Genomic DNA, 12,030 nt, shown 5'->3' on the forward strand with positions numbered 1-12,030 from the left:
CAGTCGCTCTAGTGCTGGCCGTCGAATTGTAGGAGTGCACTGAATACCCGAGAACCGCTGGTATCAGAACAGCGCCCAAGATTTTTCCAATGACCTCGGCCTTATCCCATAGGTCTTTAGCCACAGCCCTCCTCCTATTTGGACTCCTGTTTCGCCGCACGCTGCATTTCGGTCCAGCGATCGACGGCATCGTTAATGTGTTTGAATGGCGGCGTTTTCGTCCAGCAGTAATTGCACACGATCCGAACCCCAGTTTTCGTCGGCTCCGGCGTTACTGGGCCGCCCTGATCACAGTGCTGGCAATTGGCAACACGGTCCATGCGCGCACCATGAGCGACGAACTGTTCGTTGATCAGATCCCGTGACGCCATATCGCCTTGCTCCTTACTTGGACTGACTGAACACCGCCTCAAGCTGGCGGCGCGTGTATTCATCTTTCGCTTCAACCTCAGCCTTTAGCTTCGCGAGCATCGCCAGAAACCCGGCACTTGGCACATACCGCGCCCGCGGCGCCACGTCAGGACAGGACATGGGGCGGAACCCAAACGCGCTGCGGACCGAAACCTACGGTGAGGAATTCGGCCTCTGGCCACTCTGACACTTCGGGGTTGCCGCCTTCAGTGTATCGGGTGCGGACAACGCCGCCCGAAACCTCGACCACCTCATAGACCTCCAAATCCGCGCGCGAGGTGGTGTAGAGGTGGCCCGCCTCCGGCTTCCATTCGAGGCCCTGATAGAAGCGCGCAGCCAGCGCCTCAAGCTTCTGCCGTTCCGTCAACTGCATGTGCCTTGCTCCTATTCCGGATTCCTCTCAGGCTCGATGCCTGGCTTAATATCAAACTTGCCCTCACCTAACCCAGAATAGGTCCATGGGAATGTGGGCAACCCCTCAAGCAAGAGTTGTTTGGCTGCGCTAGGATCAAGCGGAGTGATTTCTCCTGGATTTTCCAGGACGTCGACGGCCCACATTCTTAGAGCGTCTCCTGCCGCTTGATCTTTAGACGGCTCATTCATCAACACACCTACAGCGATACCTGCCATTTGAGCGGCAGTCGCTCTAGTGCTGGCCGTCGAATTGTAGGAGTGCACTGAATACCCGAGAACCGCTGGTATCAGAACAGCGCCCAAGATTTTTCCAATGACCTCGGCCTTATCCCATAGGTCTTTAGCCACAGCCCTCCTCCTTTCTAGGATTCCTCTCCGTCATCGACGGCTTCAATCTCGCCCGCGTCCCACCGCTTCTGAAAGGCATAGTACGCAGCGCGGCTCAGCTTGACCTCTGATAGCGGCCGAACCGCCTCGAACACCTCCTGGCCGCGCTTGCCGGTGCGCAGCATCATGTCAGCGACCTCGACCCGGGCGGGCGTCATGGCAATCGGGCGGCCGGGCTTTTCGCCGCGCGCCTTGGCCCGCTCAATACCGGCCTTGGTGCGCTCGACAATCAGGTTGCGCTCAAGCTCGGCAACAACGCCCATCATCTGCAGCATGGCCTTGCCCATCGGGGTTGTCACGTCCACCCGCTCTGTCAGGCTGAAGAACGACACGCCGCGGTCGCTCAGGAGGTTCAGCACCGTCAGGATGCCCTCAAGGGTCCGCCCCATGCGGTCGAGCTTCCAGACGACGAACTCGGTGCCAGGGTGCTGCGCAAACCTCAGCGCCTTGATGAAGTTCGGGCGGTTCAAGGTTCCGCCGCTGGCGCGATCCACGAAGATCAATTCTTCCGGCACGCCATAGTCTTTAAGGGCCTGGATCTGCATGTCCGGGTTTTGGTCTGCGGTCGAAACACGCGCGTACCCGATCTTGCGAACCACCGGTTTTTCGGATTCGGACGCTGCTTTCTTACTGCTTTTCGCCATCATCGCCGCCGGTTTGGACTGAGTTTTGAGACTCCAGGCGCTCGATCTTTTCACGGATCGCCTCGCGCCCAAAATCGTTGTCACCCTCGAACCCTTCGCGCTCGATAATGTCGTTGATCCGCTTCCGCTCACCGGGGGTGAAGGTCAGAACCATACGCTCAGAGCGCTTGAGGTGTGCTTTTTTCGGTGGTCGCCCCATGCGCCCCTCTACTGCCATCTGCCCCTCACTTATCCCGTTCCGACTTTCCGTTGCAATATTTATTGCAATATTTGTTGTTGCAATATTTATCACCATATCTATTGTAATATTTATTGCAACATAAAGCGGAGCAACAGCGTTGAACCAGATTGCAGCCCTATACGTCCAAACCGGCGGCAGTTACTTCAATCTGCCCGGCGTGCAGCCTTGGGATGAGGAAGAAGACGCGCGCATGTACGGCGGGCCGTTCCCGGTCGTTGCGCACCCGCCGTGCCAGCGCTGGGGCAAGATGTGGAAGGGCCAGCCGGGCAACATCAAGCGCGGTCACATCGAGCGCAAAGGGGACGATGGCGGCTGCTTCAAGTCGGCCCTGTTCGACGTTCGGCGGTTCGGCGGCGTCTTGGAGCACCCGGAGCACAGCCACGCATGGGCGCACTTCGGGCTGACCAAGCCGCCGCGCAAGGGTGGCTGGGTCAAGGCTGACGAATTCGGCGGCTGGGCCTGCCGCGTCGAGCAAGGCCAGTACGGGCATTTCTGCCCGAAGCCCACTTGGCTCTACGCATTCGGCATCGACCCGCTGCCCGAGCTGCGCTGGGGCGTGAACCCCGTCAGAGACGAAGATTTCCCGGCGTGGGCGGTTGAGCGTCACGGCATCGAGTATTGCCGCAAGGCTGGCCTGATGGCCTTCAAGGGCGGCGGCAAGGACAGCACGCCGCGCATCGCCACCCCGCCCGAATTTCGCAACCTGCTGATCGACATGGCGCGCTCAGCGCGTGTCGCAGCCAACCAGTCCTAAAACCGCCGGAGGTGCCAATGCAGATCAAAACGACAGTGCAGATGGAAAACCAGCTTGCCGCCCAGCACCTTGCTGGGCACCTGCGAGATAGCGCGCCCTACCCGAATGCTGTGGCGACCATTTCCAGGGTCATAATCACCTACAGCTACAGGGATGCAGGCGCCGTGGGCGAAAGCATCGCCGAATTCCTGATCAACCGCTAATCCAGAAACCGCCGGGAGGCCGGAATGGCAAAACAAGCCCCACAGATGAACGTACTTGCTGTTGACGTGAACGGTCGCCCGCTGTGCCAGGACTGCCTGTGCAGCGAGTGGTCTGCAGGCCCGATTTGCGAATGCGGCAACTGCCAAGATTGCTGCACATGCGCTGACGACGAATGCGATTGCGAAGCCTGCCAGTACCGCCGCGAAAACTATGACGCCAGCGCCGAAGATCAAGCGCTGTACGAAGCCGAAAACGACTAATCCAGAAACCGCCGGAGGCTACCATGCCGAGACACTGCCCCGACTGCGGCGCCCAAATGGAAGACGACTCTCTGCACTGCTGGTGCCCGGCCGCGGGATGCACTTTCAGGGGGTACGTGGTCCTGCAGACCGGGAAGATCCTGCGCGAACCGGAGCCGGAAGACGATGATGACGGCTGGCAGGATAACCCTGGCCGCATCCCCGATTACGACTGATCCAACAATCCCCGGAGGAACCCATGATGGCGCCACTTCCTAGACTTGAACTGCGATGGAGAGAGGCCACCGATGATGAGCGCGAGCGAATGGATTTTGCCACTCACGCTTGCGACTATGGCTTGTCACTTCCGGTGGATAAGACCGACGTGCGGTCGAACATCTGGCACGAAGACAAGAATGAAGAGATCGGCGTCCTCACCGAGATTTTCTATCCCTTCAGCACAACGCTCACGAGCCATCCGGGGGAGCCTGGCAGAGGCCCGATCCGAGACGCCTGTCACGCGACTTGGGACGCCAAGAAACTTGGTGGGCTGCCCGTATTCGTCCGCACCATCGACGGCGAGCTTTCGCCGCTCACCAACTAATCCAGAAACCGCCGGAGGCACCATGGCAGAACTTGGAAAAATGACTGTGCAACTCAAGATTCTCGATCTCGACAGCTTCAAAGACCTAGTTGAAGCCATCGGTGTTTGGGCTGAAGAAACCGCAGCAAAGCCCAAAAAGACAAAAGCGGAAAGCGCCCTATTCGATGCGGTGGTGGCGCTTGGAGATAGCGCCGACCAAAAAGCGCAGTCCTAAAATCCCCGCCAGGAGAACCCAATGGCACTGCAACCACATGAAGAACGGATGATCGAAGAAGCGACAGAGCTTGGCATTAAGGTGCGCAATCTGGGCAGCTTCCTGGAAGGCGAAGAATTCAAGTCGCTGGACGCCACAGACCAGCGGCTTCTGACGCAGCAGCATGGCCACATGATCAGCTATTTCAGCACGCTGCAGAAGCGGATCAACCGCATCAGCACCAAGGCCTAAAGCCGCCGGAGGACACATGGCAGAGCGAACGATTACCTTGCGCATGAGCGTGGCAGAGGAAAAGGCGCTGGCCCGCCTGATCGACTACCTCTGCAAGGCCGAGAGGGACCGGGGCGAACTCGGGGCAATTCTCGGAGAGAACAACAGCGACATTGATCGGATCGGCAGCATCAACGCCGCTCTGAACGCATCCAGAAACCGCCGGAGGCTACCATGCCGAGACACTGCCCCGACTGCGGCGCCCAAATGGAAGACGACTCTCTGCACTGCTGGTGCCCGGCCGCGGGATGCACTTTCAGGGGGTACGTGGTCCTGCAGACCGGGAAGATCCTGCGCGAACCGGAGCCGGAAGACGATGATGACGGCTGGCAGGATAACCCTGGCCGCATCCCCGATTACGACTGATCCAACAATCCCCGGAGGAACCCATGATGGCGCCACTTCCTAGACTTGAACTGCGATGGAGAGAGGCCACCGATGATGAGCGCGAGCGAATGGATTTTGCCACTCACGCTTGCGACTATGGCTTGTCACTTCCGGTGGATAAGACCGACGTGCGGTCGAACATCTGGCACGAAGACAAGAATGAAGAGATCGGCGTCCTCACCGAGATTTTCTATCCCTTCAGCACAACGCTCACGAGCCATCCGGGGGAGCCTGGCAGAGGCCCGATCCGAGACGCCTGTCACGCGACTTGGGACGCCAAGAAACTTGGTGGGCTGCCCGTATTCGTCCGCACCATCGACGGCGAGCTTTCGCCGCTCACCAACTAATCCAGAAACCGCCAAGCCAGAAAACCCGAGTTTGCGATTTTTCGCATACCGCCAATTTCACGGAGGCCACATGGCAGAAGAAATCAAAACAGCAGCCCGGACTATGCTTGGCGCCCTGGACGGCTTCATGTCGGGCGCAGACCTGACGGAAGCGGAGAATGAGGCGCAGAAGGCGGCGAGCCTAGCAGGATGCTTTGCCGCGGCGGCCTATGAGGCGGCTCCGGGCGGCGGTGCTGACGTTCACGCCTTAACCCGTTCGTTTCTACTCGCGCTGATCGACCCCGCAGACCCGGCCCTAGACTACCTCAGAGCAGACTCGGCTTCTGGTGCCGTCGCGCGAAATGCCGCCGCCCAGCTCGACAAAATCACCAAGTCCTAAAACCACCGCCCGCAGCGCCACTTGACCACCCAACAACCAACTACCTCTAAGCGCGACCATTTGACCACCCTAGATTGCACTTTACCGGCGACTGTCAATTTGCCTAAAGTTAGGCCATGTTCAAAAAGTTGTTTTTTATTTTATTCTCATTCGCCGCTCAGGCCGCTGCCGAGCCGCACGTGGTACACTCTGACCGCGGCGGGAGCCTGGCCGCCCGCCTGGAGGAAATCAGTCGCATCAAGGCGGCTGGCGAGCCAGTAGAGATCCGCGGCCGGGTATGCTTCTCAACATGCACTATGTTCCTTGGAGTTCCGGGCACTTGCGTGAGCCCCAAGACGATATTCGGATTTCACGGCCCATCGCGCGGCGGGCGGCGCTTATCGCGGAAGAACTTTGACTATTTCAGCCGGGTAATGGCGAGCTACTACCCGGGCAGGCTCGCAGACTGGTTTTTGAAATCTGGACGGTTCAGGATTCATGGCGTTTATAAAATCCAAGGCTCCGAGCTGATCCGGCAAGGACTGGCCAAGGCCTGCAGATGAGACGGTTCATCTATCTAGGCGTTGGCTGGGCAGCTTGGCAGCTCGAACACCTCACCGCTTTGAAAGGATGGTGGCTGCTGCCCGCCGCCGTCCTCGGCATCACCGCTTGGGCGGCGGTCATCTTGCAAATTCTTCGGCTGATCACTGGATAGCCCTGCTGGCGGGCCTTAGACGCCAGCCGCCTCCCCTCTAAGCCTTCCGGCAAACCTGCGGCCAATCGGCCACCACAGGAGCCCTAGAGGGGAAGGAAACAGTAAAGCAATGAAGACCGCGCCAGCGCCCCACCCCTCCTGCCCTACGACCTTTTCGACCGTCTGCACACTCTCGATCTCAGCACCGCCGTCTACGGTGCGCTGTTCTATCCGGCGCGCCTGCGGGCGGATGATCTTTTGCTCACTGACGCGCACCGGCCCGATGGCCTGCACATTGTTTTTTCCGGCCTGAACATTGGCCGCAAAATCTGGACCGGCATCAGGTGCAAGTTTTGCCAGGAGGCCCAGGCCCTGACCGCAACCGGACAGGGCCAGAACTCCGGCCAGAACAAGCGCAAACCGCATCACAGAAACGCGTCCTGCGTTGCAACCAGAATGGCTCTGGCCAGCGCCCGCATTTCATGCGGCTCATCGGTGGCAGAACGGCCTTTGGGGGAGGAACCAAAGAAAGGCTCGATCAAAGCGGCCGGCGCCCGCCCGGCAATCAGGCTGGCGGCGCCGCGGCCCGTCCGCACAACCTTCTTCCCCCGGTTTTTCAGGCCGAGTGCGGCGAGCATCCGGGCTTGCAGCGCCTCGCAGTAGCGCAGGGAGGCAGCGGAGCCGCTGGAAAGGGTTTCCGTGCCCGTGGCCTGCGGATTGTGGTGACTGTTGAAGTGCAGCTCACAGGTGGCGTCCGCGCCCCAGTCATCGGTTTCACGGTAGACGCGCCGGATCTCATCACCATAGGTGCCGCCAGGCGTCCGGAAGAAGGTTCGGACGTCAATTCCCGGAAACCTCTTGGCCTCTGCGAGGATCATCTTTGCAAGACGACTGTTCCAAGCAAATTCCGTTTCGCCAGTATCAGGACGCAAAGCGCCCTGCGCCCGGGCGTTGTGCCCGACCACGATTGCAAGTTTCATGATGTTTTCCCTTAGTTTAGCCGATGACCTTCGGCAGAATTACCAGCAGGACAAAGAAGCAAACCACACCGACACGGAGAGTGTGCCAGAAGTCAGCGCAGGGGTTCTGCTTGTCGCGGCGGATCTTGGCGGCGCGCTTCATTGGTCGACCCTGTCAGGCCGACCGGCCTCACCTGACTGGTCCAGAAAACGCTCAATGATCGTGACCGCCAGCAACCCCACCAGGAAGGCAGCGGCGCAGAGGGTGCCCAATGCACCGGCCATACCGTCAGGCAGATCTCCAATCCACGGCTTCAACAGGTAAGGCGCCAGCGCGCCCACACCAAAGCTTGAAGCGGACCCGATGAAGACCACCCGCACGCCCTCGCGCCAAGTCGTCTTGAGGGCCGCGGATCGCACCGCGCCCCCCATTGCTCCGAATATGGCCAGAAGCGCGCCGCGCTCATTGAAGACTTCTGAGAACAGATTGAAGTTGTTCATGGGGCTCTATTTCACCACTTCAGATCAAAAAAAGGGCACACGGCAGACGGTCAAACGGGCGTAATAAGCGAGCCGTCCAGTTGCGACTTCCAGCTTGCGGACGGGGCCGCTCCAGTTGCCCGGTATTCCGCGTTTGTGGTGGATGAAAACACCGGCTTCCCGAAGTACTTCCTCTTTGTGTTGATAGGATCGGCGATGTCTGCAAGCTTGAAATTGTTGGTTTCTTTGAACGTGACCAGACGGTGCCAGTTCCCGCCCTGATGCATGAAGACCCCTGCCCCCCCGTTACCCTCACCGATCCCGCCAGGGTTCCAGTTCACGCCGTCTGCGTAGGCAATAACTCCGTCCTTGACGTCCGGCGGATAGTTCGAGGGAACCAGATACAAGCCGTCATGCACCTGCATCGGGGCGAAGGACTTGGAATCCGGGCTGCCATGGAACAGTTCCATCCGGTTCGCCAGGTCGATATCGTTGAAGCTGGGGCGCTCGAAGGTCCAGTTGTCCAGACCGGCGCTGTTTTTCAGCACCCGGAAAACATAAGCAGTCTCAACCGCCCCCGTCTCGCAGGCAACGTGCCTGATCCGGGTGCCGATCATGCCGCCGCCGAGGTCCATCACAATGACGCCATCGTTCAAATTCCCAGAGATGTTCTCGAAAGTGCTGTCGTAGACATTGGGAAGCCGGGGGCTAATCACGCTGGACGGCACCTTCGATTTGCCCGAGGTAGCGCCGATAACGGCGTTTTCCGTGTCAAAGGTTCCGGTTGCCGAGCCAATGAACAGAGCGCTCTGAGACTCAGGCCAGCCCAGCACAATGCCGGTGGCCCCGGTCAGGTCCTGGGTCACAACCTCACCCAGGGTGTAGTTCTGCGGGTTGGCCACACCCAGAGCAAAATCCACATCCGTGGTCAGCGCAATCTGCGCCTTTCCAGCGATCCCGCCATTCAGGGTCAAGTTTTCGACCATGGCCCGGGCGAAAGAGAACCCCCCATCCACACCTCCAGCGAAATGGAATTGGATGGTGTGCCGCAGGTTCACGCCGGTGCAGTTCTGGAACATGAACCGCTCCGAGTAGGCGCTCACATTCTCGACCAGAACGCCAACGCCCTGGCTGGTGGCCAAAGTTGGATCCCCCCGGATTTCATGGCCGAAGAAGCGAACGTTCCGGGCATCCCTGATGTGAAAACCGACGTTGTTATTAGACTTGAGAAGGGTGGTGCCGCCGTTGATATAGACGTACTTCAGCACGCCTAGGGATTTGTCGTTCTGCTGGATAAGGATCTTGGCGCTGTTTTTGGTGTTCGTCCGGACACTGCCCTCAAGATCCAGGGTTTTACTGCGCGTCAGATCGTCGACAACAATGGTGACGGTGTCGGAAAGATCCCATTCCGATCCGCGCGGCGCACGGAAGGTTTCCCAATCTCCGTCAGCAAACTGCTGAAGGTAAGGCAGCATGTCGCCGGAACTCCAACCGAAAAACCGGGGGTCGTAGACGTCGCTGCGAACATACCATTTCTTGCCGGTGCCGCCGGTGTAATCCAGATGGGCATCGCTGGCGCCGCCAGGCGCCCGCTGATACACCGCCCCGTTTTCAATGCAGCGCAGCAGCCCGCCGACCGGAACCATCGTTTCGTCAACAGCCGCAAGATCTGCAAAAGTTTCCACTTTCGGGCCGCCGTTCAGCTCCATCCAGTCCCGCAGCTCAGCCGGTGAGGGCTGATGAATGTCCGTGGGCGGATTGCCGAACAGGATATCTGTGGGGCTTTTTGGTGACATATGGGTACTCCAAATGAGCCGGGCCAAGCGCCGGCTGAAATCGTTTCTGGTTCTGGGTTTGGGTTCGCGGGCGGCTACGGGCCGGGTTCGTTAATCGTAATCGTCTCCGGGCCAGAGCGCGGGCCAGGGAGACCACTGCTGTTGATAGGCTCAGCCCAATAGTAAAAAGTCGCATATCCGGGCGCCGGATCGGTGTAGCTGTCACCGCTGCTGGAGATGCCGTATTCCGTGTGGATCAAGACTGCGTTGTCAAAGCTGCCATCCCAGCCGCGGTAGATCCGGGTGCCGAAATAGTGGGAGTCATTCGGCGCAGTGAAGGAAATGACCGCATCTACAGAGGCTTTCGACACGCTGAAAGCACTGAGCCCGCCCGGCGGCACAGTGTCGGCAACAGCGCGTAGAACAATGGGCGTTTCCGGCCCCCAACCTGAGGCGCCCGCTCCTGCCGTCCTGTTCCTGATTTGCGCTTCATAATCCTGGCCATCCGCAAGCCCGCCAACACGCAGCCTGTCAGCGCTTTCGGATGTTTGCTGGGTCAGCCAGTAGCTGTCACCGACAGGCCGGTAGCGAAGTTCCTGCGTATACGCACTGTCCTGGGGATCCCAAACGAACAGGGCCGATCCATTATCTTGGGGCGCCCCGGTGAGGTTTTCAGGAACCGGGATGCTGCTGTCGCTGACCACGGTGCCGTATTTCGGACGCTTCGGCTCCTCTGCGGTAGCGTCAAAGTCGAAATCTTCGGGCCTGACGCTGTTTGCGGTAAGGTTGAATGTACCACTTCCTTCGCGCTCCAGCTCGCCGATTTCAAAGTATTCATCCAGGCCTATCTCATCGTTTTGCACCCGGATGAACCTGTGGGCCCGACCGCCCTCCCGGCCGCCAAGGATTTCATACCCCATCATCCCGATTGTACCGCTGAGCCGATACTTCGCACGCTTGGTCTTGGCGATGCGCTTATTCAGACGCGACGCCTGGTTGTGGCTGTGGACCATGTAAAGCTGCGGTTCTTCCCGAACGGGCTTAGCGGCATCACTTTCAACCCAGGTGCCGCTTGGCGTCTCCCGCCAGGCATTCAGCGGCTCAACATAGACAGCAGAAACCTCGTCCGGCGCATCGTCTCCCCATTGGCCTTCTGACAGCTCCAGAGCAAAGAAATCGTCCTGGGTGAGGGTCAGTTCCGGCTCGATCCAGCGGCCAACCGTGAACCCAACCTTGCCGTCCGTGCGCTCATAAATAAACGCATCGCAGGCAGCCGCCAATTGCGCGCGCTGGTCGTCGTAGGCCTGTTCGTCAGAGATAGTTCCGTTCAACGTCCAGAGCGGCTGCGCCTCCCCTTCAGCATTCAAAATCAACCGATCGCAGGCGTCTGCCTCTTCGGCCACCTCATCCCAATCCACGGCGCGCCCGAGGACATTCACTAGCCAATCTGCCAGCACCAGAGCCGCATTATTGGTGTAGCCCTCAACTCCTGTGCGCGGGTCATGGAGGTCGTTTTTCCCGTCGAACACTGGCGTATAGGCCCATTGCTTGCCGTTCGGGTAGATCTTGGTGAAACTCTCCTGCGGCGGGCGCTTTGCCCACAATACTGCACCGGCAAGCCCCTTGAAATTATGCGCCTCAGTGATCTCTGTGAAGGCTGCCTCAAGGCCTGGATCTACCAGCTGCTCCGGCGCGCCGGTAAAAGCGTTGATCCTGCCGTACCCTGCTATGGGGTCTGTGCCGACATTGCTCAGCGCAAGGTCCGCCTCTGATGTCAAAGCCACTGCGCGCTCATCCAACCAATGCTCGACAATACCTTCGATCTGGTGTGCGGCGATTATCGGGACATAATAGCGCCGGCCGTCCGCGAAACCCCTGAAGCCCAGCGGCCCACCCTTGCGCGCCCGGCCATAGACGTATTCCGCATACGTTACCGGCTGTGCGAAATTCACCATCCGGGCGCCCGGGGGCGGCAGCGACGGCTTCGGAGCGAGCGCACCCGCCAGGGCGGACAACCCCACAGCGACAACGGTCTTGACGATAAAGCCGCCAATTGCGGTCGCCGCAAATGCTGCGCCGGCACTCACCCCCGCCACGAAGGCTGCAGATGCTCCAGCCGCGGCCGTGCCACCAAGAGCGCCAATGATGAAGCCGCTAACCGGGTCTGCCTCGGCAGGTTCCGGGGTCAATGCGGTTGTGCCGAGAAAGGCCGCAATCAGAAACTTACGCCTCATAACCAACGCTCCAAATTGCCAGCACTTTCAGCACCGCCGGAGGTTTTATCGTGGTCGCGCCATTTGGACCCTTGCAACCCCAAGCGGTGCCAAGCCAGACGGCGCCGCAGGAGGACACACGCCCGTCGGCTTCCGGTACAACGATGACGGCAATATCCCCTTTGCGCGGCTCCTGGGCCCGCTCAAGGCCGCCGATCGTGGCAAGACAGCTTTCAACCGCCGTGACCGGATCGCGCAGGAAACCAGTTTCACGCTGGCAGCTTCCCCGGCTGTCATAGGTGCCTCGGATGTGAGCCGCGGGGTCAGCACCGCGCACGCGCTCAATCCAATCCGCGATTACCAGCATGCAATCAGTCTCGCCCCAGATGAACGGCAGCGCCATCCATCGGTGAAGTTCTCGATAAAGAGGTGTCA

At 59.6% G+C, this 12,030-nt stretch carries 24 protein-coding genes; 13 read left to right on the forward strand and 11 right to left on the reverse strand.

The window, feature by feature from the left end; all coding sequences use genetic code 11:
* Window positions 1-89: 89 nt before the first annotated feature.
* Complete coding sequence (locus CAER_RS0126715; protein WP_027238246.1) at window positions 90-365, forward strand: hypothetical protein; 276 nt, start codon at window positions 90-92, stop codon at window positions 363-365.
* 152 nt (window positions 366-517) lie between these two features.
* Here the strand turns inward: CAER_RS0126715 and CAER_RS0126725 are convergent, their stop codons facing one another.
* From CAER_RS0126725 to CAER_RS29950, 4 genes are read right to left on the reverse strand one after another with little or no spacing between them, the layout of a single operon-like run.
* The gene (locus CAER_RS0126725; RefSeq protein WP_027238247.1) at window positions 518-784 is read right to left on the reverse strand and encodes a hypothetical protein; all 267 of its coding nucleotides are present in this window, start codon (window positions 782-784) and stop codon (window positions 518-520) included.
* An 11-nt stretch (window positions 785-795) separates the two neighbouring features.
* Entirely contained in the window at window positions 796-1,173 is a 378-nt protein-coding gene (locus CAER_RS0126730; protein WP_027238248.1) for a hypothetical protein, read from the reverse strand.
* Between the two features lie 14 nt (window positions 1,174-1,187).
* Window positions 1,188-1,856, reverse strand: a complete 669-nt coding sequence (locus tag CAER_RS0126735; protein ID WP_051357898.1) for a recombinase family protein — start codon at window positions 1,854-1,856, stop codon at window positions 1,188-1,190.
* Window positions 1,840-2,151, reverse strand: a complete 312-nt coding sequence (locus tag CAER_RS29950; protein ID WP_154667869.1) for a hypothetical protein — start codon at window positions 2,149-2,151, stop codon at window positions 1,840-1,842. The genes CAER_RS0126735 and CAER_RS29950 overlap by 17 nt, the downstream gene beginning before the upstream one ends.
* Window positions 2,152-2,194: 43 nt before the next feature.
* Between CAER_RS29950 and CAER_RS28580 the strand changes: the two genes are divergently transcribed.
* The 12 genes from CAER_RS28580 (at window position 2,195) to CAER_RS29970 (ending at window position 6,189) form a co-directional block, all read left to right on the forward strand.
* Window positions 2,195-2,851, forward strand: a complete 657-nt coding sequence (locus CAER_RS28580) for a hypothetical protein (RefSeq protein WP_209320227.1) — start codon at window positions 2,195-2,197, stop codon at window positions 2,849-2,851.
* Between the two features lie 17 nt (window positions 2,852-2,868).
* Window positions 2,869-3,054, forward strand: a complete 186-nt coding sequence (locus tag CAER_RS0126750; protein WP_027237826.1) for a hypothetical protein — start codon at window positions 2,869-2,871, stop codon at window positions 3,052-3,054.
* Between the two features lie 45 nt (window positions 3,055-3,099).
* On the forward strand, window positions 3,100-3,315 hold the full coding sequence (locus CAER_RS0126755) for a hypothetical protein (protein ID WP_027238250.1): 216 nt from the start codon (window positions 3,100-3,102) through the stop codon (window positions 3,313-3,315).
* A 56-nt stretch (window positions 3,316-3,371) separates the two neighbouring features.
* Entirely contained in the window at window positions 3,372-3,530 is a 159-nt protein-coding gene (locus tag CAER_RS29955) for a hypothetical protein (RefSeq protein WP_154667870.1), read from the forward strand.
* Window positions 3,531-3,553: 23 nt separating this feature from the next.
* Window positions 3,554-3,898, forward strand: a complete 345-nt coding sequence (locus tag CAER_RS0126765) for a hypothetical protein (RefSeq protein ID WP_027238251.1) — start codon at window positions 3,554-3,556, stop codon at window positions 3,896-3,898.
* 22 nt (window positions 3,899-3,920) lie between these two features.
* A complete protein-coding gene (locus CAER_RS29960; RefSeq protein WP_154667872.1) occupies window positions 3,921-4,112 on the forward strand; it encodes a hypothetical protein in 192 nt (63 codons plus the stop codon).
* A gap of 21 nt (window positions 4,113-4,133) precedes the next feature.
* Window positions 4,134-4,343, forward strand: a complete 210-nt coding sequence (locus CAER_RS0126775; RefSeq protein ID WP_027238252.1) for a crAss001_48 related protein — start codon at window positions 4,134-4,136, stop codon at window positions 4,341-4,343.
* A gap of 246 nt (window positions 4,344-4,589) precedes the next feature.
* Window positions 4,590-4,748, forward strand: a complete 159-nt coding sequence (locus tag CAER_RS29965; protein WP_154667870.1) for a hypothetical protein — start codon at window positions 4,590-4,592, stop codon at window positions 4,746-4,748.
* A gap of 23 nt (window positions 4,749-4,771) precedes the next feature.
* Entirely contained in the window at window positions 4,772-5,116 is a 345-nt protein-coding gene (locus CAER_RS0126785; RefSeq protein ID WP_027238251.1) for a hypothetical protein, read from the forward strand.
* Window positions 5,117-5,186: 70 nt separating this feature from the next.
* Window positions 5,187-5,495, forward strand: coding sequence for a hypothetical protein (locus tag CAER_RS0126790; protein ID WP_154667873.1), 309 nt, complete (start codon window positions 5,187-5,189; stop codon window positions 5,493-5,495).
* Window positions 5,496-5,611: 116 nt separating this feature from the next.
* Window positions 5,612-6,037 carry a hypothetical protein gene (locus tag CAER_RS28585; protein ID WP_051357899.1) on the forward strand — a complete coding sequence of 142 codons (426 nt, stop codon included), beginning with the start codon at window positions 5,612-5,614 and terminating at the stop codon, window positions 6,035-6,037.
* Window positions 6,034-6,189 carry a hypothetical protein gene (locus CAER_RS29970; RefSeq protein ID WP_154667874.1) on the forward strand — a complete coding sequence of 52 codons (156 nt, stop codon included), beginning with the start codon at window positions 6,034-6,036 and terminating at the stop codon, window positions 6,187-6,189. The genes CAER_RS28585 and CAER_RS29970 overlap by 4 nt, the downstream gene beginning before the upstream one ends.
* 15 nt (window positions 6,190-6,204) lie before the next feature.
* Here CAER_RS29970 and CAER_RS29015 read toward each other — a convergent pair whose 3' ends face one another.
* The 7 genes from CAER_RS29015 to CAER_RS0126835 form a co-directional block, all read right to left on the reverse strand.
* On the reverse strand, window positions 6,205-6,594 hold the full coding sequence (locus CAER_RS29015) for a bacteriophage spanin2 family protein (RefSeq protein WP_051357900.1): 390 nt from the start codon (window positions 6,592-6,594) through the stop codon (window positions 6,205-6,207).
* On the reverse strand, window positions 6,594-7,148 hold the full coding sequence (locus CAER_RS0126810) for an N-acetylmuramoyl-L-alanine amidase (RefSeq protein ID WP_027238254.1): 555 nt from the start codon (window positions 7,146-7,148) through the stop codon (window positions 6,594-6,596). Before CAER_RS0126810 ends, CAER_RS29015 begins: the two co-directional genes overlap by 1 nt.
* A 16-nt stretch (window positions 7,149-7,164) precedes the next feature.
* The gene (locus tag CAER_RS30690) at window positions 7,165-7,290 is read right to left on the reverse strand and encodes a hypothetical protein (RefSeq protein WP_281172297.1); all 126 of its coding nucleotides are present in this window, start codon (window positions 7,288-7,290) and stop codon (window positions 7,165-7,167) included.
* Complete coding sequence (locus tag CAER_RS28595) at window positions 7,287-7,628, reverse strand: hypothetical protein (RefSeq protein WP_051357901.1); 342 nt, start codon at window positions 7,626-7,628, stop codon at window positions 7,287-7,289. Before CAER_RS28595 ends, CAER_RS30690 begins: the two co-directional genes overlap by 4 nt.
* A gap of 50 nt (window positions 7,629-7,678) precedes the next feature.
* Complete coding sequence (locus CAER_RS0126825; RefSeq protein WP_154667875.1) at window positions 7,679-9,430, reverse strand: hypothetical protein; 1,752 nt, start codon at window positions 9,428-9,430, stop codon at window positions 7,679-7,681.
* A gap of 47 nt (window positions 9,431-9,477) precedes the next feature.
* On the reverse strand, window positions 9,478-11,571 hold the full coding sequence (locus CAER_RS0126830) for a fibronectin type III domain-containing protein (RefSeq protein ID WP_245597430.1): 2,094 nt from the start codon (window positions 11,569-11,571) through the stop codon (window positions 9,478-9,480).
* A gap of 34 nt (window positions 11,572-11,605) precedes the next feature.
* Window positions 11,606-12,030 (reverse strand): DUF6950 family protein (locus tag CAER_RS0126835; protein ID WP_084299666.1); only part of this gene is annotated, 425 nt, incomplete at its 5' end.

Origin of the sequence: Leisingera caerulea DSM 24564 (assembly GCF_000473325.1) — a bacterium.
GTDB classification, from domain to species: Bacteria; Pseudomonadota; Alphaproteobacteria; order Rhodobacterales; family Rhodobacteraceae; genus Leisingera; species Leisingera caerulea.

Coding starts and splice junctions, on each gene's coding strand:
- CAER_RS0126715 (WP_027238246.1), top strand. CDS start 90: ATGACCTCGGCCTTATCCCATAGGTCTTTAGCCACAGCCCTCCTCCTA.
- CAER_RS0126725 (WP_027238247.1), bottom strand. CDS start 784: ATGCAGTTGACGGAACGGCAGAAGCTTGAGGCGCTGGCTGCGCGCTTC.
- CAER_RS0126735 (WP_051357898.1), bottom strand. CDS start 1,856: ATGGCGAAAAGCAGTAAGAAAGCAGCGTCCGAATCCGAAAAACCGGTG.
- CAER_RS29950 (WP_154667869.1), bottom strand. CDS start 2,151: ATGGTGATAAATATTGCAACAACAAATATTGCAATAAATATTGCAACG.
- CAER_RS0126750 (WP_027237826.1), top strand. CDS start 2,869: ATGCAGATCAAAACGACAGTGCAGATGGAAAACCAGCTTGCCGCCCAG.
- CAER_RS0126755 (WP_027238250.1), top strand. CDS start 3,100: ATGAACGTACTTGCTGTTGACGTGAACGGTCGCCCGCTGTGCCAGGAC.
- CAER_RS29955 (WP_154667870.1), top strand. CDS start 3,372: ATGGAAGACGACTCTCTGCACTGCTGGTGCCCGGCCGCGGGATGCACT.
- CAER_RS0126765 (WP_027238251.1), top strand. CDS start 3,554: ATGATGGCGCCACTTCCTAGACTTGAACTGCGATGGAGAGAGGCCACC.
- CAER_RS29960 (WP_154667872.1), top strand. CDS start 3,921: ATGGCAGAACTTGGAAAAATGACTGTGCAACTCAAGATTCTCGATCTC.
- CAER_RS0126775 (WP_027238252.1), top strand. CDS start 4,134: ATGGCACTGCAACCACATGAAGAACGGATGATCGAAGAAGCGACAGAG.
- CAER_RS29965 (WP_154667870.1), top strand. CDS start 4,590: ATGGAAGACGACTCTCTGCACTGCTGGTGCCCGGCCGCGGGATGCACT.
- CAER_RS0126785 (WP_027238251.1), top strand. CDS start 4,772: ATGATGGCGCCACTTCCTAGACTTGAACTGCGATGGAGAGAGGCCACC.
- CAER_RS0126790 (WP_154667873.1), top strand. CDS start 5,187: ATGGCAGAAGAAATCAAAACAGCAGCCCGGACTATGCTTGGCGCCCTG.
- CAER_RS28585 (WP_051357899.1), top strand. CDS start 5,612: ATGTTCAAAAAGTTGTTTTTTATTTTATTCTCATTCGCCGCTCAGGCC.
- CAER_RS29970 (WP_154667874.1), top strand. CDS start 6,034: ATGAGACGGTTCATCTATCTAGGCGTTGGCTGGGCAGCTTGGCAGCTC.
- CAER_RS29015 (WP_051357900.1), bottom strand. CDS start 6,594: ATGCGGTTTGCGCTTGTTCTGGCCGGAGTTCTGGCCCTGTCCGGTTGC.
- CAER_RS0126810 (WP_027238254.1), bottom strand. CDS start 7,148: ATGAAACTTGCAATCGTGGTCGGGCACAACGCCCGGGCGCAGGGCGCT.
- CAER_RS30690 (WP_281172297.1), bottom strand. CDS start 7,290: ATGAAGCGCGCCGCCAAGATCCGCCGCGACAAGCAGAACCCCTGCGCT.
- CAER_RS28595 (WP_051357901.1), bottom strand. CDS start 7,628: ATGAACAACTTCAATCTGTTCTCAGAAGTCTTCAATGAGCGCGGCGCG.